Origin of the sequence: Pseudomonas pohangensis (assembly GCF_900105995.1) — a bacterium.
GTDB classification, from domain to species: Bacteria; Pseudomonadota; Gammaproteobacteria; order Pseudomonadales; family Pseudomonadaceae; genus Aquipseudomonas; species Aquipseudomonas pohangensis.
The window spans coordinates 567,513-592,118 of record NZ_LT629785.1 but is presented as its reverse complement, the minus strand read 5'-3'; the positions used below and the strand labels follow the sequence as shown (position 1 = coordinate 592,118).

The 24,606-nt window shown below is 58.4% G+C and carries 22 protein-coding genes and 1 tRNA gene; 5 read left to right on the top strand and 18 right to left on the bottom strand.

Annotation, left to right across the window (positions count from 1 at the left end; all coding sequences use genetic code 11):
• Positions 1-4 precede the first annotated feature (4 nt).
• The 3 genes from BLT89_RS02895 to BLT89_RS02885 all read left to right on the top strand — a co-directional run bounded on the left by BLT89_RS02895 (position 5) and on the right by BLT89_RS02885 (position 1,876).
• On the top strand, positions 5-301 hold the full coding sequence (locus BLT89_RS02895; protein WP_090193008.1) for a DUF2845 domain-containing protein: 297 nt from the start codon (positions 5-7) through the stop codon (positions 299-301).
• A gap of 90 nt (positions 302-391) precedes the next feature.
• The gene (locus BLT89_RS02890; protein WP_231975055.1) at positions 392-700 is read left to right on the top strand and encodes a DUF2845 domain-containing protein; all 309 of its coding nucleotides are present in this window, start codon (positions 392-394) and stop codon (positions 698-700) included.
• A gap of 111 nt (positions 701-811) precedes the next feature.
• Positions 812-1,876 (top strand): GGDEF domain-containing protein, encoded by a 1,065-nt coding sequence (locus BLT89_RS02885; RefSeq protein ID WP_090193007.1) that lies wholly within the window; start codon positions 812-814, stop codon positions 1,874-1,876.
• Here the strand turns inward: BLT89_RS02885 and BLT89_RS02880 are convergent.
• Positions 1,873-2,811, bottom strand: a complete 939-nt coding sequence (locus BLT89_RS02880) for a LysR family transcriptional regulator (protein WP_090193006.1) — start codon at positions 2,809-2,811, stop codon at positions 1,873-1,875. The genes BLT89_RS02885 and BLT89_RS02880 overlap by 4 nt on opposite strands.
• Positions 2,812-2,913: 102 nt before the next feature.
• On the opposite strand from BLT89_RS02880, the gene BLT89_RS17540 reads away from it, so the two are divergent.
• Positions 2,914-3,282: a hypothetical protein gene (locus BLT89_RS17540; RefSeq protein ID WP_157718771.1), complete on the top strand. Its 369-nt coding sequence runs from the start codon at positions 2,914-2,916 to the stop codon at positions 3,280-3,282.
• A 594-nt stretch (positions 3,283-3,876) separates the two neighbouring features.
• Here BLT89_RS17540 and BLT89_RS02870 read toward each other — a convergent pair.
• From BLT89_RS02870 to BLT89_RS02855, 4 genes are read right to left on the bottom strand one after another with little or no spacing between them, the layout of a single operon-like run.
• Positions 3,877-5,700 carry an acyl-CoA dehydrogenase C-terminal domain-containing protein gene (locus BLT89_RS02870; protein ID WP_090193004.1) on the bottom strand — a complete coding sequence of 608 codons (1,824 nt, stop codon included), beginning with the start codon at positions 5,698-5,700 and terminating at the stop codon, positions 3,877-3,879.
• A 5-nt stretch (positions 5,701-5,705) separates the two neighbouring features.
• Entirely contained in the window at positions 5,706-6,995 is a 1,290-nt protein-coding gene (locus BLT89_RS02865) for an acetyl-CoA C-acetyltransferase (protein ID WP_090193003.1), read from the bottom strand.
• 30 nt (positions 6,996-7,025) lie between these two features.
• Positions 7,026-7,886 carry a MaoC family dehydratase gene (locus BLT89_RS02860; protein WP_090193002.1) on the bottom strand — a complete coding sequence of 287 codons (861 nt, stop codon included), beginning with the start codon at positions 7,884-7,886 and terminating at the stop codon, positions 7,026-7,028.
• A 2-nt stretch (positions 7,887-7,888) separates the two neighbouring features.
• Positions 7,889-9,298 carry a 3-oxoacyl-ACP reductase gene (locus BLT89_RS02855; RefSeq protein WP_090193001.1) on the bottom strand — a complete coding sequence of 470 codons (1,410 nt, stop codon included), beginning with the start codon at positions 9,296-9,298 and terminating at the stop codon, positions 7,889-7,891.
• A 227-nt stretch (positions 9,299-9,525) separates the two neighbouring features.
• Between BLT89_RS02855 and BLT89_RS02850 the strand changes: the two genes are divergently transcribed.
• Positions 9,526-10,080, top strand: a complete 555-nt coding sequence (locus BLT89_RS02850) for a TetR/AcrR family transcriptional regulator (protein WP_157718770.1) — start codon at positions 9,526-9,528, stop codon at positions 10,078-10,080.
• A gap of 88 nt (positions 10,081-10,168) precedes the next feature.
• Here BLT89_RS02850 and pnp read toward each other — a convergent pair whose 3' ends face one another.
• The 13 genes from pnp to ftsH all read right to left on the bottom strand — a co-directional run bounded on the left by pnp (position 10,169) and on the right by ftsH (position 24,550).
• Positions 10,169-12,274: a polyribonucleotide nucleotidyltransferase gene (pnp, locus tag BLT89_RS02845; RefSeq protein WP_090192999.1), complete on the bottom strand. Its 2,106-nt coding sequence runs from the start codon at positions 12,272-12,274 to the stop codon at positions 10,169-10,171.
• Positions 12,275-12,456: 182 nt separating this feature from the next.
• A complete protein-coding gene (gene rpsO / locus BLT89_RS02840) occupies positions 12,457-12,726 on the bottom strand; it encodes a 30S ribosomal protein S15 (RefSeq protein WP_090192998.1) in 270 nt (89 codons plus the stop codon).
• A gap of 130 nt (positions 12,727-12,856) precedes the next feature.
• Positions 12,857-13,774 carry a tRNA pseudouridine(55) synthase TruB gene (truB, locus tag BLT89_RS02835; protein WP_090192997.1) on the bottom strand — a complete coding sequence of 306 codons (918 nt, stop codon included), beginning with the start codon at positions 13,772-13,774 and terminating at the stop codon, positions 12,857-12,859.
• Positions 13,775-13,778: 4 nt separating this feature from the next.
• On the bottom strand, positions 13,779-14,180 hold the full coding sequence (rbfA, locus tag BLT89_RS02830; RefSeq protein ID WP_090198631.1) for a 30S ribosome-binding factor RbfA: 402 nt from the start codon (positions 14,178-14,180) through the stop codon (positions 13,779-13,781).
• Positions 14,181-14,289: 109 nt separating this feature from the next.
• The gene (infB, locus tag BLT89_RS02825; protein ID WP_090192996.1) at positions 14,290-16,803 is read right to left on the bottom strand and encodes a translation initiation factor IF-2; all 2,514 of its coding nucleotides are present in this window, start codon (positions 16,801-16,803) and stop codon (positions 14,290-14,292) included.
• Positions 16,804-16,827: 24 nt separating this feature from the next.
• Positions 16,828-18,309, bottom strand: a complete 1,482-nt coding sequence (gene nusA, locus BLT89_RS02820; protein ID WP_090192995.1) for a transcription termination factor NusA — start codon at positions 18,307-18,309, stop codon at positions 16,828-16,830.
• Between the two features lie 47 nt (positions 18,310-18,356).
• Complete coding sequence (rimP, locus tag BLT89_RS02815; RefSeq protein ID WP_090192994.1) at positions 18,357-18,815, bottom strand: ribosome maturation factor RimP; 459 nt, start codon at positions 18,813-18,815, stop codon at positions 18,357-18,359.
• 302 nt (positions 18,816-19,117) lie between these two features.
• Positions 19,118-19,203, bottom strand: a tRNA-Leu gene (locus BLT89_RS02810).
• Between the two features lie 7 nt (positions 19,204-19,210).
• Positions 19,211-19,597 (bottom strand): preprotein translocase subunit SecG, encoded by a 387-nt coding sequence (gene secG / locus BLT89_RS02805; RefSeq protein ID WP_090192993.1) that lies wholly within the window; start codon positions 19,595-19,597, stop codon positions 19,211-19,213.
• A 3-nt stretch (positions 19,598-19,600) separates the two neighbouring features.
• Positions 19,601-20,356, bottom strand: a complete 756-nt coding sequence (tpiA, locus tag BLT89_RS02800; protein ID WP_090192992.1) for a triose-phosphate isomerase — start codon at positions 20,354-20,356, stop codon at positions 19,601-19,603.
• 65 nt (positions 20,357-20,421) lie between these two features.
• Positions 20,422-21,759: a phosphoglucosamine mutase gene (gene glmM, locus BLT89_RS02795; RefSeq protein ID WP_090192991.1), complete on the bottom strand. Its 1,338-nt coding sequence runs from the start codon at positions 21,757-21,759 to the stop codon at positions 20,422-20,424.
• Between the two features lie 16 nt (positions 21,760-21,775).
• Positions 21,776-22,624, bottom strand: coding sequence for a dihydropteroate synthase (folP, locus tag BLT89_RS02790; protein WP_090192990.1), 849 nt, complete (start codon positions 22,622-22,624; stop codon positions 21,776-21,778).
• A 9-nt stretch (positions 22,625-22,633) separates the two neighbouring features.
• Complete coding sequence (gene ftsH, locus BLT89_RS02785; RefSeq protein WP_090192989.1) at positions 22,634-24,550, bottom strand: ATP-dependent zinc metalloprotease FtsH; 1,917 nt, start codon at positions 24,548-24,550, stop codon at positions 22,634-22,636.
• Between the last annotated feature and the right edge of the window lie 56 nt (positions 24,551-24,606).

Sequence of the window (24,606 nt, the reverse complement as noted above, 5' to 3'; positions counted from 1 at the left end):
CCGGATGTTCAAGTACTTGTTCTGCATCGGCCTTGCAATGCTCCTGCCAGCGCTGGCCAGTGCCGATGACACCTGGCGCTGCGGGCGCAAGCTGGTCAGCCTTGGTGACCGCACTTTCGAGGTGGAACACAAATGTGGCGCCCCCGCGCTACGCGATCAGGTCGGCTACACCACGGACGTCTATGGCAACCAGTCCCTGCCCATTACGGAGTGGGTCTATGGCCCACCCAACGGCGCCTATTACATTCTGACCTTCACCGGCAACAAGCTGACCAACATCGAGTTCCGGCGTAACCAGTAATCCATTGGTTGCCGGCAAATCGCCGGGCGGACTGAAATCCAGCCTGCGCCTGAATCAAAAATTGCCCCCTCTGCCAGGACCAGACCTACCGTGAACCGATTTCCCGCCTTGCCCGCCTTCATCCTCCTGCTGGCCTGCCACAGCGCATCGGCCTCCACTACCCTGCGCTGCGGCAACGGTCTGGTCAGCGCCGGCAGCACCACCAGTGAAGTGCTGCAGAAGTGCGGCGAACCCATCGCCCGCGACCTGCTCGGCAGTGTCATACGCACCGGCAACTATGGCGAAAGTTATGAATTGCAGGTCGAAGAATGGAGCTACGCCCCCCGCAACGGCATGTACCAGTTCCTGCGCTTCGAAGGTGGCCGGCTGGTCAGGGTCGACAGCAAACGCAAGCAATGATGAGCCGCACGGCGCAACGAATACAGCATCCAACCGGCCAATTTAAGGTTGAAGGCATGGTTGTTCTTGATCCACACTGCGCTTGCCAGGTCTCAAGACGCCCGATCAGACATGACCAATAAGCCCTCAACCCACAGTTTGCTGCATCCAGTAAGCTTCAACTCCGGTCTGCATGACGGTAACTGGATGGCACTGGTGCGCCTGATGTTTGCCGGGACGGGTGTCACGCTGGGAACCTTCTGCGTGCTGCAGTTTCTGGCTGGCAACCATGTATTTGCCAGCCTGGAGTTGATTGCCACGCTGCTGCTGTTCTGGTTCGCCTGGCGCTTCCCTACCGTGCGCAACCCGTTGCTGGTGGTAAACCTTTACACCGTGCTGGTGTTCTCCTTTCTGCTCTACATAATCGTGATGCCTGGCGCGTCTGCCACTGCCTTCGTGTGGGCGTACCTGGCGCCGGTGCTTTGCTATCTGCTGCTCGGGCGTGTCGGCGGGGGCCTGCTCAGCGTGCCCTTCGGTTTGCTGGCAGTTGCGCTTTATCTCTTCAAATATGAAATTTCACTGGAGGCAACGAGCCTTATCGATCTGGTCAACGCTGTAGCCTGCGGCGTGCTGATCATCCTGTTCATGCACATATACGAGGGCCGACGTACCGAGGCCTATCAGGAACTGCAGCGCATTGCCCGCACCGATGCCCTGACCGGTGTAGCCAACCGGGGCAGCTTCGAACAGAGCCTGATTCAAAGCATCCATGAAGCCGAAAGAAGCCATAACCCGCTGACGCTGGTGATTCTCGACATCGACCATTTCAAGTCAGTCAACGACCAGTGGGGGCATGATGCCGGCGACAAGGCACTGCAGCACACCTGCAGCGTACTCGGCGAACGCCTGCGCATTACCGATACCCTGGGCCGGCTGGGTGGCGAAGAGTTCGCCCTGATTCTGCGCAATACCGATCGTGCCCGCGCGGAACCACTGGTGGAAGCCCTGCGCGTACAGCTGTGCAACACACCGCTGCAATACGGCAAACACAGCATCGAACTGTCCGCCACCTTCGGCATCGCAGAATGGCCACTGGATGGCCGCAGCGTTGATGAACTGTATCGCTGTGTGGACCAGCGCCTTTACAGCGGCAAGGGCCGCGGGCGCAATCAGGTGGTTTCGCAGGAATTGGTTTAGCCCGGCAACAGCAAATTATCCCTGGCGAACTGCCGCATCCCACTGGCCAGCTGCTCACGCAGAAAGGCATGGGCAGGATCGTTCTCGCGGCTCTCATGCCAGATCAGCGAAATCGGTATGTCTTTATCGCCAAAGGTAAATGGCAGCAGTTCCAACCCGAATGACTGCTTTGCCAGATCACCCAGGCTCCTGGGGGTAATGCCAATACGATCCGTACGGCTCGCTATCAGCAACACTTCCAGCTGCTCCGACATTTCCAGCAACTGCATTTCCGGAATTAGCCCGATCACCTGCTGCACAAAAGGTATCTCTTCAACTCTGCGGCGCTTGCGCATGACCACAAACCGGGCGGTTGCTATGAGTTGACCAATGCCAGATGCCATGAAGCCCGGATGCTCTGGCCGGGCAACCAGCATCAAACAGTCATTGAACAGCTCAAGCGTACGGAAAGCTCCACCTTGCGGCACCATCCAGTCCACGACCAGATCCACCCGGCCATCTTCCAGCTTGCGCTCCAGCCCGACCGGCAATGAGCGCGTATTGAACTCCAGAACGATACCTGGCGCGGTTACAGCCAGTTGATCCCTCATTTTCTGGGCCAGCAACGGCCCCAGCGGATGCGGTATGGACACCTGAAAGCGTCGTTCTGAAGTCGCCGGATCGAACACCCGGGTTTCCCCCAGCAAATCCCGTACACCTGCCAATGAATCGCGCACGCGCAGATAAACAAGGTCGGCCAGCGGCGTGCGCTGCACTCCCTGCGGCAAGCGGATAAACAGATCATCACGCAGCAGATCACGCAGCCGCGTCAGCGCATGGCTCACCGCCGACTGACTCATCCCCAGCCGCTCCGCCGCCCGTGAAAGGTTGCGCTCCTCGTAAACCGCCTCGAACACCGGCAGCAGGTTCAGATCGATACTTCGCAGGTTGAACATGGTGCATACCTGATATGGGAAACGTTCAGTTCTGGAACTGACTCTAGTTCTTTAGCATTAACTCATCGGAAAGAAAATTTAATTAAACGATGAGAGATAAAAATGAAAAAGTCAGTTGCAATGGTTTTAGCTAGTGCGTTCATCATTTCTGGTTGCGCCACCGCTTCAAAAGATGTCGCAACAAGTTATGTCTCTCCTGTGCAATATCAGACATATGATTGCGCCCAACTTTCTAGCGAAGCACAACGTATTCAAATGAAAGCCAGCCACCTTGCAGGTCAACTTGATACAGCTTCATCTCACGATACGGCAATAGCTTGGGGAGGCGGACTTCTTTTTTGGCCTGCTCTGTTCGCTCTTGGTGGCAATGACGCTCAAGAAGCTGAATATGCAAGTTTGAAAGGCGAGCATGATGCAGTCGAGCAAACCTCAATAGCCAAGAAATGCGGAACTCAGGTTGCATCGAATTAATACCCTGAACATGAGCAGTTAGATTACTTCCACGATCCAGGCCGCGACTTCTGGCTTATCAGAGTCGCGGCCAAACATTTCTATTTCGATTTTATTTATCACAAAAAACGTGACCCAATTGAGGCCATTCCGAAACCTGATGCAGGCCTTCGCACTTACTTGCATGTCAGCATAAACAGAAACAGCTTCCTCAAGTAACAATATAGGAAAAGATTAATTATCCAGATACCATCAGCCAAAAACAGATCCTTCTTGTTAACCTTATTCTCAATACAGAAAGGAGGTTCGACTATCCACCATATACATTTGAAAAGTGATATGCAGAAGGTGCGCGAAGCGCTTTCAGTTGCCAAGCTTGCTAAAATCAGTCGGCTAACGCGTCAGCAAATTGGTGATCTGCTGATACACGGGGTTATTCAACCACAGCAACACTCCCGCCTATACGGCCTGCTGCATAACGCCTGGTACATGCGTCGCCTTGAGCTGGAACGCTGCAAACTAGCCCCTCGTAGCAATGATCTGTAAGTCAGTGCTACGAAGGCGCTTTGTAGTTCAGCATCACCTAGATAGTAGCCGCCAGGCCACCCATGAAAGTCAGTTGATCCGCAGGCTAGCCTTGTCGGTCTGCATCAGTGAAGCGGTGGAGGCCAGTGCCGCAGCGTAGTGGCTATTGGCGCGCGGCAACAGGCGGGCGAAGTAGAATTCGGCGGTGTCGATTTTCGCCTGATAGAACTCAGCCGGTGCCTCACCGCCACCAGCGGCCAGTAACTGGCTGGCTTTGGCCGCCTGCAGCGCCCAGAAGTAGCCCATCATCACGTAGCCCGAATACATCAGGAAATCGAAACTGGCCGCACCGACCTGTTCGCGGTCGCGGGCCGAGCGCAGCAACAACCGGGTGGTCAGCAGGTTCCATTGCAGGCTGCGGCAGATCAGGCTGCGCGCCATCTTGCCCAGCGGGCCACGACTCAACGCATGCGGTCTGGCAAAGCGCAGCACTGTGCCGGTGAAGTCGCGCACGCACTTGCCCTTGCTGCCCAGCAGCACCTTGCGCCCGAGCAGGTCGAGGGCCTGGATGCCGGTGGTGCCTTCGTAGAGGGTGGCGATGCGCGCATCGCGGGCAATCTGCTCCATGCCGTGATCCTGGATATAGCCATGCCCGCCGAACACCTGCATGCCCAGGTTGGCCGCCTCCAGCCCCAGTTCGGTAATGAAGCCCTTGAGGATCGGCGTAAAGAAGCCCAACTCGCTGTCATAGGCTTCGTACTTTAGCTGGTCACCGGCCAGCAGCGAGCTGAACATCTTGTCGGCAATCTGCGCCGCGCTGTAGATCATTGCCCGGCCGCCTTCGGCAATCGCCTTCTGCGTGAGCAGCATGCGCCGCACATCCGGATGCCAGATCAGCGCATCGGCAACCTGATCAGGTTCTTTCTTGCCCGACAGGGCACGCATCGAGCGACGTTCCAGGGCATACGGCAAGGCACCCTGAAACGACAGCTCGGCATGGCAGACGCCCTGAATCGCGGTGCCGATGCGCGCCGTGTTCATGAAGGTGAACATGGCTTCCAGCCCCTTGTTCTGCTCACCGAGCATGTAGCCGGTGGCGCCGTCGAAGTTCAGCGTGGCAGTAGCCGAGGCACGGATGCCCATCTTGTGTTCGATGGCACCGCAGTTCACCGCATTGCGCTCGCCCAGCGAGTGATCGGCATTCAGCTTGAACTTGGGCACCACGAATAACGAGATGCCGCGCGTTCCGGCCGGGGCATCGGGCAGGCGGGCCAGCACGATGTGAATGATGTTTTCAGCCAGATCATGCTCGCCGGCGGAGATGAATATCTTGCTGCCGGTCAACCGGTAACTGCCATCGGCCTGCGCTTCGGCGCGGGTCTTCAGCTGGCCCAGATCGGTGCCGCACTGGGCTTCGGTAAGGCACATGGTGCCGCTCCACTGGCCGGCGACCAGACGCGGCAGATAGGCCGCTTTCTGTTCCGCACTGGCGTACTGCATCAGCGTGTTGATGCAGCCCACGCTCAGCCCCGGGTACATGGTGAACGACCAGTTGGCCGTGCCCATCATTTCCGACTTGAACACGTTGAGCGACATCGGCAGTCCCTGACCGCCGAACTCTTCCGGGAAGGACACACCCTGCCAGCCGCCAGCGACAAACTGCGCGTACGCCTCCTTGAAACCGGCAGGCGTGGTGACCACGCCGTCCTTGAAATGACAGCCTTCGGCATCCCCGGAGGCATTCAGCGGTGCCAGCACTTCCTCACAGAGCGTGGCTGCGCCGTCGAGAATCGCATCGACCATCTCCGGCGTGGCATCGGCGCCGTTGGGCAGGCTGCGGTAATGCGCCGGGTAGTCGAGCACTTCATTGAGCAGGAAGCGCATATCGCGCAGTGGCGCCTGGTACTTCAACATGGCAATTACCTTTCGAGGATGGCGACCACGCCCTGACCGCCGGCGGCACAGATGGAGATCAGGCCGCGGCCGGAACCTTTCTGCGCCAGCATCTTGGCCAGCGTGGCGACGATACGGCCACCGGTGGCAGCGAAGGGGTGACCCGCGGCCAGCGAACTGCCGTTGATATTGAGTTTCTTCAGGTCGATCTTGCCCAGCGGCTTGGCCAGACCCAGACGTTCCTTGCAGAAGGTCTTGTCCTGCCAGGCATCCAGGGTGCACAGCACCTGCGCAGCGAAGGCCTCGTGGATTTCGTAGAAGTCGAAATCCTGCAGTTTCAGACCGGCACGTTCGAGCATGCGTGGCACTGCGTAAGCCGGAGCCATCAGCAGGCCTTCTTTCTTGTCGAAGAAATCGATCGCTGCCACTTCACTGAAGGTGATGTAGGCCAGTACCGGAATATTGCGCGCGCTGGCCCACTCTTCGCTGGCCAGCAGCACCGCCGAGGCGCCATCGGTAAGCGGCGTCGAGTTGCCTGCGGTCAGGGTGCCTTGCCCGGGCGCGACTTTCTTGTCGAACACCGGCTTGAGCGTGCGCAATTTCTCGATGGTCAGATCAGCGCGCAGGTTATTGTCCTTGCTCACACCATTGAACGGCGTCAGCAAATCGGTAAAGAAGCCGCTGTCATAAGCACTGGCCAGATTCTGGTGGCTCTTCAGCGCCAGTTCATCCTGCGCTTCGCGGCTGATATTCCATTCCTGCGCCATCAACTCGGCGTGCTCGCCCATGGACAGGCCGGTACGCGGCTCGCCATTGCGCGGCAAGGAAGGGCTGACCAGCATCGCCGGGCGCACGGCGGTGAAGGCTGCCAGACGCTGGGCGGTGGTTTTGGCGCGGGAGGCTTCGAGAAGGATTTTGCGCAACTTTTCGTTGAGCGCAATCGGCGCATCGGAGGTGGTATCCACACCGCCGGCAATACCGCTGTCAATGTGGCCGAGGGCGATCTTGTTGGCCACCTGCATCACCGCTTCCAGTCCGGTTCCGCAGGCTTGCTGCAAATCGTAAGCCGGCGTCTGCGGGGACAGGGTGGTCGACAGCACGCACTCGCGCACCAGGTTGAAGTCCCGCGAATGCTTCATCACCGCACCGGCAGCCACATCACCCAGACGCTCGCCGTGCAGGTTGAAGCGATCAATCAGGCCCTGCAGGGTGGCAGTAAGCATCTCCTGATTGGAGGCTTTGGCATACAGGGTGTTGGAACGGGCGAACGGAATGCGGTTACCGCCCAGAATGGCGACACGACGGATAGTACTCATAGGGATTACCTCACAGGAAAGAGTTGCAAATCAGTAGTCAAGCTGGCCGCGCAGGTGGGGCTTCTGCCCCCGGCTGTCGCGTACTTCAAACAGGGCCGCGCAGTTGCTGCGCGCAGTCCACAGGGTCGGTTGCGCCGGCAGGAACAGCGGCGTCTTGAAATCCACCGCCACGCGTACGCGCTCCAGCGTTTGTTGGGGCAGCACGCACGCCAACGCGCGGGCTTTGCTCCACATGCCGTGGGCGATGGCCCGGCGGAAGCCGAACAGCCTGGCCGAGAGCGCGCTGAGGTGGATCGGATTGCGGTCGCCGGACACCGCGCCATAGCGCCTGCCGATATTCGCCGCAGCGTTGAACTGTGCCTGACAGGACAAGGGAGCAGATCCCCCCACCTGACTGGCATAGGGTTCACCGCGCGGCTGTTTGACACCCAGCCGCAGCAAGCTCTGGGTAGCACGCCAGACCGGTTCATCGTCGCGAAAGATGCGCAGTTCGAGTGTGTAGACCTGGCCTTTCTCATGGGCGAAAAGCTTGCCGGTGGCCATCTCCACCCGCACCGTATCAGCGGCCTGCAGACTGCGCGTCTGTTCAATCAGATTGGCCAGATGCACCGTACCCAGCGCCGGCCAGGGGCAATCCGCCGAGTTCATGTACTGCATCACCAGGGCAAAGGTCAGCATCTGCGGATAGATCAGCGGTACTCCCTGTGCCTGGCTAAAACCGCAGAGCGTCTTGTAGCGGTCGATATGCGCAGCATCCAGCGTCACCTGGTGGCGAACCAGGGTGACCTCGGGCAGCTGTTCGACTATGCCCGGCCGCTTGCGATTGGCTTCCAGCGCCGCGAAAAACATAGCGGCCAGGCCGGGATCCTGTGTCACTTCAACCCTTTTCATGCTCAGGCACCCAGCAGACTTTGGCCGCAGACACGCACCACATTGCCGTTAAGGCCTGCCGAAGCCGGACTGGCCAGCCAGGCAATGGTTTCTGCCACATCCACCGGCAAGCCGCCCTGCCCCAGGGAGTTCATGCGCCGGCCGGCTTCGCGGATGGCAAACGGGATGGCAGCAGTCATCTGCGTTTCGATAAAGCCCGGCGCCACCGCATTGATGGTGATGCCGCGCGCTGCCAGCAGCGGTGCCATGCTCTGCACCATGCCGATCACGCCGGCCTTGGAGAAGGCGTAGTTGGTTTGCCCGAGATTGCCGGCAATCCCGGAAATCGAGGAAACACAGACAATCCGCGCACCGGCCATGAGCGCACCGGACTCGACCAGCGCATCGTTGATACGCTCCTGTGTCGACAGGTTGACGTTGACCACCGACTGCCAGAGTTCAGCTTTCATGTTGGCGATGGTCTTGTCACGGGTGATGCCGGCGTTGTGTACCACCACATCCCAGCCACCGTCGGCCAGCGCCGCTTCGCTGAGCAGTGCCGGCGCTTCCGGCGCCGAGATATCCATGGCCAGAGCTCGCCCGCCCAGACGTGCAGCGATTTCATCCAGACCTTGCTGGGCCTGCGGCACATCGAGACAGATCAGTTGCGCGCCATCGCGTGCCATCACTTCGGCAATTGCTGCGCCAATCCCGCGCGAGGCGCCGGTTACCAGCACTTTTTTACCGGCCAGCGGCTGTGCCCAATTGATTTCAGGCGCACCGGGCTGAGTCGACTGGCCGACACGTATCACCTGGGCCGAAACATAGGTGGAGCGCGGCGAGAGCAGGAAGCGCAAGGTGGCTTCCAGCTGATCCTCGGCACCTTCGGCGCAATACACCAGGTTCACGGTGATGGCCCGCTTCAACTCCTTGCCCAACGCCCGGGTCAGGCCTTCCAGCGCACGCTGGACGGTGGCCTTGCGCGGTGACGAGCAGGCCTCGGGAGGACGGCCAATGACGATCACCCGGCCACAGGGCAATACCGAGCGGACAGTCTCGTGAAAGAACCCGTAGAGCGCATCTGACTGGCTGCTGTCGGTCATGCCGGTGGCGTCAAACAGCAGCGCCTTGACCCTGGCTCCCGGCTTGTCCTGCACGCCCCAGCGGCCACTGAGCAGGCCATGCTGATTGGCAATCGACAGCCATTGCGGCAGCTCGCGGTGTGCCACGCTCTGTACGCCCATAGCCGCAAACAGCTTGGCCAGCGGTTGCAACAGCTCGGACGCAGCTCCGCCACCGAGCAACAAGGTGCCATCGAGTACCGGCTGATCGGGCCGGTATCGCTCCAGCAGCAGCGGCTTGGGCAGGCCCACGAGATCGGCCAGTCTGGCGCCGAAGGAAGAGTTTGCAAAATTCAGGTAGGAGTCGCTCATATCTGCTCGGTTCACTGCTTGATTAGACTCGGGAAAAGGGCTGCGCTTGCCTTTCGGCCGCCGGCAGCTACCCACTGATTAAAGCAGCTGGAAGGATATGAGTTAGACTCATATTTTCATACTCGCGTTTATCAGACCCCGACATGACAGATGAAAGCCTTAACAATCAATCAGTTAGTCGCAGAAAGCCGTTGCAGGAGCGCGCCCGCTTCAAGGTGGAACTCATATTGGAGGCCGCTACACAGCTGATCGACAAGGATGGTCTGGACGGGCTGACCACCAACCGCATCGCCGAAATCGCCGGCATCAGCATTGGCACCCTTTACCAGTACTTTGCCGACAAGCAGGCAATCATCGACAAACTGGGGCAGCGCGTACTGCGCGAGGTGAGTGACAAGTTGCGCAGCAGTCTGCAGGAGCAGACCGTCAAGAATCCCGACGAGCAGGCGCGCATCCTGATTCGCACCATCTTCGGTGCCTTCGACCACCACTCGCGGGTACATCGCGAGCTGATCAACCATACGCTGGCGCAAGGCAATCACCACTTCATGGATGAAACCGCGAATATGGTCGCCGGCATCCTCAGCTCCAGCGGCATAACCGACGAACATGGCCAGACACGGCGCCTGTCGAAAGCCGAAGCCTTCGTGCTGACCTGGTCATTCGTCGGGGTGATCCGTGCATCGGCGGTAGCCAATGAACAGGATCTTCCCTACCCGCAGATCGAAGAAGCACTGCTGCAGCTGATCCGGCGCTTTGTGCTGGATAAAAGCTGCGCTTGAAGGAAGCATAGCGGGCCTGATGGCCCTGCCTGTAACGCACCCATGAAAAAGGGCCCCGCAGGGCCCTTTTTCTCCAGCACTTCCGGCGTCAGGCGCCAGAAGCCTCAGCTGCAGCAACATCCTTGATCGACAGCTTGATCCGGCCGCGGTTGTCCACGTCCAGAACCAGTACCTTCACTTCCTGACCTTCCTTGAGTACGTCGGTGACCTTCTCGACACGCTGATCGCTCAGCATCGAGATGTGCACCAGACCGTCCTTGCCCGGCAGGATGTTGACGAAGGCACCGAAGTCGACGATGCGCTCAACCTTGCCGACGTAGATCTTGCCGATTTCCGCTTCTGCGGTGATCGCCAGTACGCGCTGCTTGGCTGCTTCGGCAGCTTCCTTGGATTCGCCGAAGATCTTGATCGAACCGTCGTCTTCGATGTCGATCGAAGCCTTGGTTTCTTCGCAGATGGCACGAATGGTCGCGCCGCCCTTGCCGATCACGTCGCGAATCTTGTCCTGGTCAATGCGCATGGCAACCATGGTCGGTGCGTTGTCCGACAGCTCGCTACGCGACTGAGCCAGTACCTGGTTCATCTGGCCGAGGATATTCAGGCGCGCTTCGAGCGCCTGACCCAGTGCGATTTCCATGATTTCTTCGGTGATGCCCTGGATCTTGATGTCCATCTGCAGCGCGGTGACACCCTTGGCGGTACCGGCTACCTTGAAGTCCATGTCGCCCAGATGATCTTCGTCGCCAAGGATGTCGGTCAGTACGGCAAACTTGTCGCCTTCCTTGACCAGACCCATGGCGATACCGGCAACCGGTGCTTTCATCGGTACGCCGGCGTCCATCAGTGCCAGAGAGGCACCACAGACCGAGGCCATCGAGCTGGAGCCGTTGGACTCGGTGATTTCCGATACCACACGGATGGTGTACGGGAAGTCTTCAGCGGTCGGCAGCATGGCTGCAATACTGCGGCGGGCCAGACGACCGTGACCGATTTCGCGGCGACCGGTAGCACCCATGCGGCCACACTCGCCCACCGAGTACGGCGGGAAGTTGTAGTGCAGCATGAAGGGGTCTTTCTTCTCGCCTTCAAGGGTGTCGAGGAACTGCGCGTCACGCGAAGTACCGAGGGTAGCCACCACCAGCGCCTGGGTCTCGCCACGGGTGAACAGTGCCGAACCGTGGGTCTTGGCCAGTACGCCAACTTCGATGTTCAGGCCACGTACGGTGCGCGTGTCACGACCGTCGATGCGCGGCTTGCCGTTAACGATGTTCTCGCGCACGGTGCGGTATTCGATTTCGCCGAAGGCATCCTTCACTTCAGCGGCCGAAGGCTGACCATCTTCAACGGCCAGCTTGGCAACCACCTGATTGCGCAGCTCGCCCAGACGGTCATAACGCTCGTGCTTGACGGTGATTGCGTAAGCTTCGGTGATAGCGGCGCCGAACTCGCTACGGATAGCGTTGAGCAGTTCGGTGTTTTCCGGCTTGGCCTGCCAGTCCCAGCGCGGCTTGGCGGTTTCAGCAGCCAGTTCGGTAACGGCCTGGATCACTGACTGGAACTCTTCGTGGGCAAACAGCACCGCGCCGAGCATCTGGTCTTCGGTCAGTTCTTTGGCTTCGGATTCAACCATCAGCACGGCATCTTTGGTACCCGCGACAACCATGTCGAGGCTGGACGCTTTCTGCTGCTCGTAGGTCGGGTTCAACAGGTAACCGGTTTCCGGGTGGAATGCCACGCGGGCAGCACCGATCGGGCCATCAAACGGAATTCCGGAGATAGCCAGGGCTGCCGAAGTACCGATCATCGCAGCGATGTCCGGATCAGTCTTCTTGCTGGTGGAAATCACGGTGCAGATAACCTGCACTTCGTTCTGGAAGCCTTCGGGGAACAGCGGGCGGATCGGACGGTCGATCAGACGCGAAGTCAGGGTCTCTTTCTCGGAAGGACGCGCTTCACGCTTGAAGAAGCCACCGGGGATCTTGCCGGCCGCGTAGGTTTTTTCTTGATAGTGCACGGACAGCGGGAAGAAGCCTTTGCTTGGATCGGCTTTTTTCGCGCCGGTCACTGCGACCAGTACTGCAACGTCATCATCAACGGTAACCAGCACTGCGCCGGAGGCCTGACGGGCAATACGGCCCGTCTCGAGGGTTACGGTCGACTGACCGAATTGAAACTTCTTGATAACCGGGTTCACGGTGTTTTCCTTCTCTTTGGTTGCCTTGGGGGAAACGGGTTTTTGCATAATTCTGAGGTAATCAGTGGAGTCGGCCAGCTGCCTACCCGGGTAAAAAAGCCTTCCGCCGGAAAGCCGAAAGCACAGGCCGGGTAAACCCGACCTGTGCTTCCAGATTTCCAGCTTCCAGCCTGAGCCACGTCTTAACGACGCAGACCCAGACGACCGATAAGGGTGCTGTAACGAGTGGAGTCCTTACCCTTCAGGTAATCCAGCAGCTTGCGACGCTGGTTGACCATACGGATCAGACCACGACGCGAGTGGTGATCTTTGCCGTTGGCCTTGAAGTGGCCTTGCAGCTTGTTGATGTTGGCGGTGAGCAGGGCTACCTGCACTTCCGGAGAACCGGTATCGCCTTCAGCTTGCTGGTACTCGCTTACGATCTGGGCTTTATCTTCAACGCTAAGTGCCATGATGGGCTCCTTATTGTGAACAGGCCGGGAACTGCTTCCCGTATTTTAAAGGGAGGAATGACCATGCCTGCTGACAGCCACCCTCTTTTGCCAACTGCCACCGGCTACAAAACCCGAGGCAGCGTTTCGGTCACTCTGACCGAATCAGTCGACGTGGCGCTATGCGCCCGTCTTCGGAGACTTCACCGATACCGATGAAACGTCCCTGATGATCCTGTACCCGCACCCAGCCAAACCTGGGTGCATCCGCTGCGCGAACCGGCTGGCCATGCAACCAGTAATAGGCGCTGTGTTCGCTGAACTGCAGCAGCGGCCAATGTTGCAAGCCGCTGTCCGGCGGCAATAAAAACTGATCCAGCGCCTGCGCACCACCTTCGGCATGCAGTTGTTCAAGAGTTTCCAGCGTTACCGCCTGCTCCAGCCCGAAAGGGCCTGCCTGCGTGCGCCGTAAAGCGGCAACGTAGGCACCGCATCCCAACACCTGACCAATGTCTTCAACCAGGGTACGGATATAGGTGCCCTTGCTGCAGGCAACCCGCAAACTCGCACGGTCGGCTGCGCAGTCAAGCAGCTCGAGGCGCGCGATTGTAACAGATCGCGCCTCGCGCTCCACTACTTCTCCCGCACGCGCCAGCTTGTAGAGGGGCTGGCCGTCCCTCTTCAGCGCCGAGTACATTGGCGGCACCTGGCGTATGTCGCCACGAAACTGTGGCAATACGGCTTCAATGGCAGCGCCATCCACAGTTACCGGGCGCCGCTCGAGCACATCGCCTTCGGCATCCCCGGTGGTGGTGGTCGCGCCCAGCTGCATGAGGGTTTCATAACCCTTGTCCGCATCCAGCAGATACTGGGAAAACTTGGTGGCCTCCCCAAAACACAGCGGCAGCACACCGGTGGCCAGCGGGTCAAGGCTGCCGGTATGACCGGCCTTTTCCGCATTGAGCAGCCAGCGCACTTTCTGCAAAGCGGCATTGGAGGTCAGCCCCAGTGGCTTGTCGAGCAACAGGATGCCATTGACCTTGCGCCGGATGCGCTTTACCTGAGCCACCCGATTACTCCTTGGGTTCGTCCGGGCTATCGCCGTGCTGCTGGTCTTCAGCCACAGCACGCTCGATCAATGCCGACAACTCAACACCACGACGGATGCTGGCGTCATAGTGGAAACGCAATTGCGGCACGGTACGCAACTGCATGGCCTTGCCCAGCTGCATGCGCAGGAAACCAGCGGCGCCCTGCAATACCTTGCGGCTTTCTTCCACGGCTGTGGCGTCATCGGCCTCACGACCCATGACGGTAACAAACACCTTGGCGTTGGACAGGTCGCGACTGACCTCGACCGCAGTGACTGTAACCAGACCAACACGGGGGTCTTTGATTTCACGCTGAATCAGCTGTGACAGCTCGCGCTGCATCTGATCGCCGATACGCTGGGTACGGCTATATTCTTTCGGCATTTCAACTACCTGCATGCGCCCCGGGCTGTGCGGCCGCGGGACTCTTTAAGCGGCAAACGCCCGATCAGGCCTAAGCCTGATCGGGCGCTGCGTGTTGCAACTGCACGCCTCAGAGGCTGCGGGCTACCTGTACTTTCTCGAACACTTCGATCTTGTCGCCAACCTTGACGTCGTTGTAGCTCTTCACGCCGATACCGCACTCCATGCCATTGCGCACTTCGGCAGCATCGTCCTTGAAGCGACGCAACGATTCCAGTTCGCCCTCGAAGATCACCACATCGTCGCGCAGAACGCGAATCGGACGGTTGCGATAAACCGTACCCTCGATGACCATACAACCGGCAATCGCACCAAACTTCGGCGAGCGGAACACGTCACGCACTTCAGCCACACCGAGGATGTTCTCCCGTACGTCGCTGCCGAGCATGCCGGTCAGGGCTTTCTTGACGTCCTCGATGATGTCGTAGATCACGTTGTAATAACGCATATCCAGACCTTCCTGCTCGACAATCTTGCGCGCACCGGCATCGGCCCGCACGTTGAAGCCAAACAGAACGGCATTCGAGGCCAGCGCCAGGTTAGCATCGCTCTCGGTGATACCACCGACACCGCCACCAACGACACGCACCTGCACTTCATCGTTACCCAGACCGGTAAGCGACCCCTGCAGGGCTTCCAGCGAACCGCGCACATCGGACTTGAGCACGATGTTGAGGGTTTTCTTCTCTTCCTGACCCATGTTCTCGAAGATATTTTCCAGCTTGCCCGCATGGGCACGCGCCAGTTTCACTTCGCGGAACTTGCCTTGACGGAACAGCGCCACTTCACGGGCTTTTCTCTCGTCAGCCAGTACGGTCATGTCGTCACCGGCATCCGGAGTGCCATCCAGGCCGAGAATCTCGACCGGAATCGACGGACCGGCTTCTTTGATGGACTTGCCATTCTCGTCCAGCATGGCGCGGATCCGGCCAAAGTTGGAACCGACCAGAATCATATCGCCCTGACGCAGAGTACCGTCCTGAACCAGCACAGTTGCCACCGGTCCGCGGCCCTTGTCCAGACGCGATTCAACTACCACACCACGACCTGGCGCCGAAGGGGTTGCCTTGAGCTCTAGAATTTCGGCCTGCAGCAATACCGCCTCAAGCAACTCGTCCACGCCGGTACCCAGCTTGGCCGATACCGGAACGAACGGCGTATCACCGCCCCACTCTTCGGAAGTCACTTCGTGGGCTGACAACTCACTGCGGATGCGATCCAGATCGGCGCCCGGCTTGTCGATCTTGTTGACCGCCACTACCAGCGGAACACCCGCTGCACGGGCATGCTGCACCGCTTCGATGGTTTGCGGCATTACGCCGTCATCGGCCGCCACCACCAGGATGACAATGTCGGTCGCCTTGGCGCCACGGGCACGCATGGCAGTAAACGCCGCGTGACCCGGAGTATCCAGGAAAGTGACCATGCCGCGATCGGTTTCCACATGGTAGGCACCGATATGCTGGGTAATCCCGCCCGCTTCGCCGGCAGCCACCTTGGCGCGACGAATGTAGTCGAGCAGGGAAGTCTTGCCATGATCGACGTGACCCATGACGGTCACTACCGGAGCACGCGATTGCGCTTCGCCAGTGAACTTCAGGGATTCGGCCAGGGCTTCTTCCAGCGCGTTGTCACTGACCAGCTTGACCTTGTGGCCAAACTCCTCGGCGATCAACTGGGCAGTTTCCTGATCCAGCACCTGATTGATGGTAACCGGGGTGCCGAGCTTGAACATGAACTTTACAACTTCGGCGCCCTTGATCGTCATCTGTGCAGCCAGATCAGCCACTGTGATGGTTTCGCCGATGTTTACATCTCGCACTATGGGTCCTGCTGGGCTCTGGAACCCGTGTTGATTGCGTTTCTTGAGCTTCGACTTGCCACCACGACCGCCACGACGGCCAAAGCTGTCGCTTTCATCATCAGTAGTACGCGGAGCAACCCGCGGTGCCGGTACTTTTTCTTTTTCCTTGATCGACGGCCGGTGCTGCACATGCTTGCGATCACGACGCTCTTCATCGTCGCTGCGTGCACGCTCGGGGCGACGGACTTCATCGCTCTTTTTGCGCTCGGCCGGCTTGACGTCCAGCGGAATCGCGTCAGCTACCGCTGCAAGCACCATCTCGTCGCTTGGCGCTGCAGGCAATTCCGGCTTGACCGGAGCCACCGGCTCCTCGACTTTGGCACCAGCTTCTGCCTGCTTGGCTGCAGCTATTTCTGCCTGAACCCGCGCCGCCTCTTCAATGGCACGCTGCTCATCCAGCTCGCGCTGGCGCTCCGCTTCAAGCTCAGCAGGACTGCGCTTGACGTAGGTTTTCTTTTTGCGGACTTCCACACTGACAGTTTTGCTTCCAGCAACTTTCAGCGTGGATGTGGTTTTGCGCTGCAAGGTAATCTTGCGCGGTTCTTCCACTTTTTCGCCGTGACTGCCCTTGAGATGCGCAAGCAAAGCTTGCTTCTCTGTATCAGTTACAACCTGATCGGCACTGGCGTGCGGCAGTCCTGCCTCTTGCATTTGCTGCAGTAGGCGCTCCACGGGCGTGTTGACCACCTGGGCCAGTTCTTTCACCGTGACTTGCGTCATGCACTTCTCTCCTGTGGCAGCAACTTATTCGAACCAGTGGGCCCGGGCTGCCATGATCAGCTTGCCGGCACGATCTGCATCGATACCGCCGATGTCGAGCAGGTCATCAACTGACTGCTCGGCTAAATCTTCACGGGTCACTACGCCTCGCTGGGCAAGCTCCACCGCCAGTTCACTATTCATGCCTTCAAGCGAAAGCAAGTCATCCGCCGGATGGATATCCGCCAGAATTTCTTCAGTAGCAATCGCTTTGGTCAAGAGACGGTCTTTTGCCCGGGCGCGCAGCTCATTGACGATATCCTCGTCAAAACCATCAATGCTGAGCATCTCTTCCATCGGCACATAGGCAATCTCTTCGAGGCTGGTGAAGCCCTCGTCAACCAGCACCTGTGCAAGCTCCTCATCAACATCCAGCTCTGCAACAAAGTGCTGAAGAATGTCTCCGGTCTCGGCTTGCTGCTTGGCCTGAATGTCTTCTTCGCTCATGACATTGAGCGTCCAGCCAGTCAGCTGGCTGGCCAGTCGTACATTCTGACCGCCACGGCCGATAGCCTGAGCCAGATTATCCTCGGCTACGGCGATATCCATGGTGTGGGTATCTTCGTCGACGATAATCGCAGCCACTTCAGCCGGCGCCATGGCATTGATCACGAACTGCGCAGCATTGTCATCCCAGAGGACGATATCCACCCGTTCGCCACCGATCTCGCCGGACACAGCCTGAACACGCGAACCACGCATGCCGATGCAGGCACCTTGCGGATCAATCCGCTTGTCCTTTGAACGCACGGCGATCTTGGCGCGCGAACCAGGATCCCGTGCCGCAGCCATGATCTCGATAAACCCTTCGGCAATTTCCGGCACTTCGATGCTGAACAGTTCGATCAGCATCTGCGGCGCGGTACGCGAAAGAATCAGTTGCGGCCCGCGATTCTCGCTGCGGATTTCCTTGAGCAAAGCACGCAGACGCGTGCCGACGCGGAAGGTTTCGCGTGGAATGATATCTTCGCGGGCGAGCATGGCCTCGGCATTGTTACCCAGGTCAACAATCACACTGTCGCGAGTAACTTTCTTGACCGTGCCGGAAATGATTTCGTCGATACGGTCGCGGTAAGCATCCACGACCATGGCGCGTTCGGCTTCACGAACCTTCTGCACGATGACCTGCTTGGCGGTCTGCGCAGCGATCCGGCCGAACTCGATCGAATCGATCTTGTCCTCGAGGACATCACCAACCTTCGCTCCAGGCTTGCGTTCCTGGGCCTGCTCGACGGTCAATTCGGCTTCATCGTTTTCCAGATCGGCATCTTCAACAACCGTCCAGCAACGGAAGGTCTCGTAGTTACCGGTATGCCGATCAATCGCGACCCGCAACTCTGCTTCGTCGGGATAGCCTTTCTTGGTTGCCGTCGCCAGCGCCAATTCAAGCGCCTCAAATATAACGCTCGCCGGTACGCCCTTTTCATTGGACACCGACTCAACAACTAGCAGTATTTCTTTGCTCATTGCACGCCTCGTGTTTCGCAATCCATTGGATCCGCGTAATCCGCGCCTTAATCAAAACGCGGAACGATGTTGGCCTTATCGATCAAATCAATCGGCAACAGATACTCGTGATCATCCACCAGCACCACTACATCCTGCTCTTCAACCCCCCGGAGGGAGCCCTGATAATTGCGCCGCCCCTCATAGGGTGAGCGCAACTTTATCTTCACCAGCTCTCCGGCATGCTTGGCAAATTGCTCAAGCGTAAACAGGGGCCGGTCCATACCCGGAGAAGAAACCTCAAGCGTGTACTCATTGCTTATGGGGTCTTCAACATCAAGCACGCCGCTGACCTGGCGACTGACTTTCTCACAATCCTCAACGAGGATGCCGTTCGCATGATCAATGTAGATACGCAACAAGGAATGGCGACCCTGTGAAAGGAACTCCAAACCCCAGCACTCGTACCCCAGCGCCTCGATAACCGGAGCCAACAAGGCTTGCAACTGTTCTAGCTTGCTCGACACCTGGCCCACTCCTCACACACGCCTAAAAATAAAAAATGGGCGAAACGCCCATCCATTCAGACCGCCCGACACAAAATCGACAACAGTCTGTCCAGCTAACAAAAAGCCCCTAAAAAGGGGCTCAGAGACAGCTACCTGCAGAGCCAGCGCACCTGACGCTCGCAAGAGCTTCATGCCCGACTAGCTACCAGGTTAAGAACCCAGGAGCAAAGCCGGGCACGAAGTATACGGCCAGGCTACATTAGGGTCAACCAAACACCCTGCAACAAGAAAGCCCGCACTTGGCGGGCTTTCTTGTTAATTGGTACCGAGGAGGGGACTCGAACCCCTACAGCCTAAGGCCACTACCACCTCAAGGTAGCGTGTCTACCAATTCCACCACCTCGGCAAAACTCTTACTTCTGCTCCGGAGCCGCCGGCACGTCGGCAGAATCACCGGCAGCCTTTGTTTGCGACTCGAGCACAGGTACATCACTGACCGCTGGCTGCTCCTGAGGAATCTCAAGCGCTGCTGGCGAAGGAAGACCCTGCGAACCCATCGCAGCAGCTTTTTCCTTGGCGAAATAGCCAAGACTCAAACTGCTGGCGAAAAAAACGGCCGCGAGTATAGCAGTAAACCTACTCAAAAAAGTAGATGATCCCTGGCTGCCAAATACAGTAGCCGAAGCTCCTGCACCAAACGAAGCACCCGCATCAGCACCCTTGCCCTGCTGCAGCAATACCAGCACGACAACGCCCAGCGCAGCCAAAAGGTGAAAAACGACAACTACAGACTCAAGCATTTCTCAATTTCCTGCGGCACGACAAATCGCGCCAAACTCATTCGCATTGAGGGAGGCACCACCAATCAACCCCCCATCGATATCCGGCATACCGAACAACTCGGCAGCATTGGCGGCCTTGACACTGCCGCCATACAGAATTCTTGTAACCTGCGCCACACCAGCATCCTGCGCAGCCAGTTGCAGGCGTATCGCTTCATGTACATCCTGAGCCTGTTCGGGAGAAGCCGTAAGCCCTGTCCCGATCGCCCATACCGGCTCGTACGCGATTATCGCTCGAGCCATTGCAGCAATCCCCGAAACCCTTATCACCTCAGCCAACTGCCGGGACACGACCTGCAAGGTTTCCCCTGCTTCGCGCTGCTCAAGGGTTTCGCCGACACATAACACCGGAGTCAATCCCGCAGCCAATGCTGCAGCAAACTTTTGCGCAACCAGCTCGTCACTTTCACCAAGAATCAGACGTCGCTCGGAGTGCCCTACCAGTACCAGTTCGCATCCTGCATCAGCCAACTGGGATGAAGCTATTTCACCGGTCAGCGCACCTTGCCCGGCTTGCGCCGCACAGGTCTGCCCACCAACAGCCAACGAAGTTTCCGCTAAGGCCTGCACCACTTCCGCAATGAACAGGCTGGGTGGAAACACCGCCACATCAACATTGTCCGGAAGTTTCTGCTGCAAAAGCGCACCGATCAGCTCACGTACGCTGGAGCGGGTACCGTGCATCTTCCAGTTACCAGCAACCATGGCGCGACGCATACTCAACCTCGCCGATCAAAGTGGGCGCAGATGTTACCCAAGCACCCTGAATGTGGCAAGCCGAATCAGCCACAGACGTCAATTACCACCTTTGCCAATTGCTCGGCATAAGCCTGCACCTGCGCCGCATCGTCACCCTCCACCATCACCCGGACCAGCGGTTCGGTGCCTGACTTGCGCAACAGGACCCGACCCCTCCCGGCCATTTTCGCCGTCACTTCCTCGGATGCCCTTACCACAACGGGGTGTTCCGCCGGATTCACGTCGCCCTTGTAGCGGACATTGATCAAGACCTGCGGGCACTTCTCGCGCGCCTGCAACGCCAGGTCCAGATCCGTCCCGGCACGCTTGAGCGCCATCAGGACTTGCAACGCAGCAATGATCGCATCACCCGTTGTCGTGAAGTGACAACAAAGAATATGACCGGAATTTTCACCGCCTAACTGCCAGCCCCGGGCGAGCAACTCACCCGTGACATAACGATCACCGACATTTGCACGCACAAACGGGATACCCAGATCCTTGAATGCCAATTCAAGACCCAGATTACTCATCAGCGTGCCGACCACGCCGCCGTTCAGCTTGCCGCGCTGATGCAGGTCCTTGGCAATCAGGAACAGCAGGTCATCGCCATCAACAATCGCGCCATGACGATCGACCATCAACACCCGATCGGCATCACCATCAAAGGCTATCCCCAGGTCAGCCTGACGCTCAACCACTGCCGCCTGCAACGGTTGCAAATAAGTCGAACCACAGCCGTCATTGATGTTCAGACCATTGGGTTGCGCGGAGAGCACCTCAACCTGCGCGCCCAACTCGCGAAATACGCTTGGCGCAACCTTGTAGGCTGCCCCATGGGCACAATCAATGACCAGCTTGAGTCCGGAGAACTCGGTGCCGGTCGGCACACTGCTCTTGCAAAATTCGATGTAACGACCTGCAGCATCATTAATGCGCGACACCTTGCCCAGACTGGCCGAGTCCACCACTGTCATTGGCTGATCGAGCAATTCCTCGATCATCGACTCGACTTCATCGGGCAACTTGGTCCCCTGTCCGGAGAAAAACTTGATGCCATTGTCGGAATGCGGATTGTGCGAGGCACTGATAACAATCCCGGCATCCGCATGAAAAGTACGCGTCAGATAGGCAATGGCCGGTGTCGGCATTGGGCCGAGCAGCATCACGTCAGCTCCGGCAGCAGATAAGCCCGCCTCCAGCGCAGATTCGAACATGTAGCCGGATATTCGCGTGTCCTTGCCGATCATGACCTTGCAGCTACCCTGCTTGCGGAATGCCATACCCGCAGCCCAGCCCAGTTTGAGCATGAAATCCGGCGTGATCGGGTACTGGCCGACATGACCACGAATGCCATCGGTGCCAAAGTATTTTCTGCTCATCAGCAAATCCTTTTTATTATTTTGCAGCAACCACTGCATTAACCATGCGCACCACATCCAGGGTTTCGGCAACATCATGCACACGCAGGATATTGACGCCACGGGCAGCCGCCAGGGCCGCTAGCGCCAAACTACCATAGAGCCGATCATTCGCCTCGCGACCCAGCACGGCGCCGATCATGCTTTTGCGCGACACTCCAACCAGCAAAGGCCGGCCAAGCTGTTGCAGGCGCTCAAGGTGCTTGAACAGGCTCAAATTCTGTTCCAGCGTCTTGGCAAACCCAAAACCGGGATCCAGCACTATACGCCCGGCAGGAATGCCGGCCGCCTCGCATGCCTGGATGCGCCCAGACAGGAAACCTTGCACCTCTGCCAGCAGGTCTTCGTAGCATGTCTGCTGCTGCATGGTGTCAGGGTCGCCTCGCATATGCATCAGACACACCGGCAAACCGCTGTCTGCCGCAGCCTGCAACGCTCCTTCAGCACGCAAGGCACGGACATCATTGATCATGCCGGCACCAAGCCGTGCAGATTCACGCATCACGGCAGGCGAAGAGGTATCCACCGAGATGATCACATCCAGACGGGCAGCAATCGCCTCAATCACTGGCGCGACCCGCTGCAACTCTTCCGCTTCGGATATCTTGCGTGCTCCCGGCCGGGTTGATTCACCCCCCACATCCACCAGTGCAGCGCCTGCGGCAACCATGCTTTCGGCATGGTGCAACGCAGTGTCGATATCTAGAAAACGACCGCCATCGGAAAAGGAATCAGGAGTGACATTGAGCACTCCCATCACCTGCGGCAGGCTTAAATCAAGAACGCGGCTTCCACAGGAAAGCCGCGCAAGATTCTGCAAACTCATGCAAAAGCCTTAATGTTCGCTTGCAGGGCCGCCAATGGGTGCATCAGGCCCGGACTCGGCCTTGTCTGGCTCGGGTGCTGCGGTCACTCCGGAGCCCCCATCATTCCAGTCCTTGGGCTCACGCGCAGGGCGACCATTCATGATGTCGTCAATCTGGTCGGCATCGATGGTTTCATATTTCATCAACGCTTGCGCCATCAAGTCCAGCTTGTCGCGATTGTCGGCGAGCAATTGCTTGGCCGTCCCGTAACATTGATCAATCAGGCCACGTACTTCCTGATCAATCAGCTTGGCAGTGTCTCCAGACACATTGCTGTGCTGGGTGCCCATGCTGCGCCCGAGGAAAACCTCACCTTCTTCTTCCGCGTACATCATCGGGCCGAGCTTTTCTGAAAGCCCCCACTTGGTCACCATGTTCTTTGCCAGCTGGGTAGCACGCATGATGTCATTCGAGGCCCCCGTGGTGACCCCATCGAAACCGAGGGTCATTTCTTCGGCGATTCGACCACCGAACAACGAGCATATCTGGCTGGTAAGCGCACGCTTGGACAGGCTGTAACGATCCTCTTCCGGCAGGAACATGGTTACGCCCAGAGCGCGGCCGCGCGGAATGATGGAGACCTTGTAGACCGGGTCATGCTCGGGCACCAGGCGTCCGACAATCGCATGCCCCGCCTCATGGTAGGCGGTGTTGAGCTTTTCCTTGTCCGACATGACCATCGACTTGCGCTCGGCGCCCATCATGATCTTGTCCTTGGCCAGCTCGAACTCCTTCATCTCGACCAGACGCTTGCCGGCACGGGCTGCAAACAGCGAAGCCTCGTTGACCAGATTGGCCAGATCCGCCCCCGAAAAGCCTGGCGTACCGCGGGCAATCACTGCGGCCTGCACATCATCGCCCATCGGCACCTTGCGCATATGCACCTGAAGTATCTGCTCACGACCGCGGATATCCGGCAGACCCACTACCACCTGGCGATCGAAACGCCCTGGCCGCAACAGCGCAGGATCAAGTACATCCGGCCGGTTGGTGGCGGCGATAACAATTACTCCATCATTCATTTCGAAGCCGTCCATCTCCACCAGCAACTGGTTGAGGGTCTGCTCACGCTCGTCATGACCACCGCCCATACCGGCACCACGATGCCGACCGACGGCATCGATTTCATCGATAAAAATGATGCAGGGGGCGTGTTTCTTGGCCTGCTCGAACATATCGCGCACACGACTGGCTCCGACACCGACAAACATTTCGACAAAGTCAGAACCGGAAATGGTGAAGAACGGCACCTTGGCTTCGCCAGCCACCGCTTTCGCAAGCAGCGTCTTGCCGGTACCCGGCGAGCCGACCATCAGCACGCCGCGCGGAATCCGCCCACCCAAACGCTGGAACTTACCGGGGTCACGCAGAAACTCGACCAGCTCGCTGACTTCTTCCTTGGCCTCGTCACAACCGGCGACATCGGCAAAGGTGGTCTTGACCTGATCCTCGGAGAGCAGGCGCGCCTTGCTTTTGCCAAAGCCCATTGGCCCGCCCTTGCCGCCGGCGCCACCCTGCATCTGGCGCATGAAGAACATGAAGACGGCAATAATCACCAGGATCGGAAAGCTGGCCACCAGCAACTGGGTCCAGATGCTCTGTTGCTCGGGCTGCTTGCCAACCACCGTGACCTTGTTGTCGATCAGATCGCCGATCAGACCATTGTCCTGAATCGCCGGCCGCACCGTTTCGAAGGTCGAGCCATCGGCACGCTTGCCACTGATGACATAGCCATCCACAGTGACCTGCTCAACCTTGCCTTCCTTGACCTGCTCGATGAACTCGGAATAATTCAGCCGATGGGTTTCAGCCTTGCCGGAAAAATTGTTCATCACCGTGACCAGCACGGCTGCAATGATCAGCCACAGGACCAGGTTTTTCGCCATGTCGTTCAATTAATCACCTTCTGTGCAGCGGCTGGGAATCAGCAGACCGCATCTCT

Coding starts and splice junctions, on each gene's coding strand:
- BLT89_RS02895 (WP_090193008.1), top strand. CDS start 5: ATGTTCAAGTACTTGTTCTGCATCGGCCTTGCAATGCTCCTGCCAGCG.
- BLT89_RS02885 (WP_090193007.1), top strand. CDS start 812: ATGACCAATAAGCCCTCAACCCACAGTTTGCTGCATCCAGTAAGCTTC.
- BLT89_RS02880 (WP_090193006.1), bottom strand. CDS start 2,811: ATGTTCAACCTGCGAAGTATCGATCTGAACCTGCTGCCGGTGTTCGAG.
- BLT89_RS17540 (WP_157718771.1), top strand. CDS start 2,914: ATGAAAAAGTCAGTTGCAATGGTTTTAGCTAGTGCGTTCATCATTTCT.
- BLT89_RS02870 (WP_090193004.1), bottom strand. CDS start 5,700: ATGTTGAAGTACCAGGCGCCACTGCGCGATATGCGCTTCCTGCTCAAT.
- BLT89_RS02865 (WP_090193003.1), bottom strand. CDS start 6,995: ATGAGTACTATCCGTCGTGTCGCCATTCTGGGCGGTAACCGCATTCCG.
- BLT89_RS02860 (WP_090193002.1), bottom strand. CDS start 7,886: ATGAAAAGGGTTGAAGTGACACAGGATCCCGGCCTGGCCGCTATGTTT.
- BLT89_RS02855 (WP_090193001.1), bottom strand. CDS start 9,298: ATGAGCGACTCCTACCTGAATTTTGCAAACTCTTCCTTCGGCGCCAGA.
- rpsO (WP_090192998.1), bottom strand. CDS start 12,726: ATGGCACTTAGCGTTGAAGATAAAGCCCAGATCGTAAGCGAGTACCAG.
- rbfA (WP_090198631.1), bottom strand. CDS start 14,180: ATGCCGAAAGAATATAGCCGTACCCAGCGTATCGGCGATCAGATGCAG.
- infB (WP_090192996.1), bottom strand. CDS start 16,803: ATGACGCAAGTCACGGTGAAAGAACTGGCCCAGGTGGTCAACACGCCC.
- nusA (WP_090192995.1), bottom strand. CDS start 18,309: ATGAGCAAAGAAATACTGCTAGTTGTTGAGTCGGTGTCCAATGAAAAG.
- secG (WP_090192993.1), bottom strand. CDS start 19,597: ATGCTTGAGTCTGTAGTTGTCGTTTTTCACCTTTTGGCTGCGCTGGGC.
- tpiA (WP_090192992.1), bottom strand. CDS start 20,356: ATGCGTCGCGCCATGGTTGCTGGTAACTGGAAGATGCACGGTACCCGC.
- glmM (WP_090192991.1), bottom strand. CDS start 21,759: ATGAGCAGAAAATACTTTGGCACCGATGGCATTCGTGGTCATGTCGGC.
- folP (WP_090192990.1), bottom strand. CDS start 22,624: ATGAGTTTGCAGAATCTTGCGCGGCTTTCCTGTGGAAGCCGCGTTCTT.
- ftsH (WP_090192989.1), bottom strand. CDS start 24,550: ATGGCGAAAAACCTGGTCCTGTGGCTGATCATTGCAGCCGTGCTGGTC.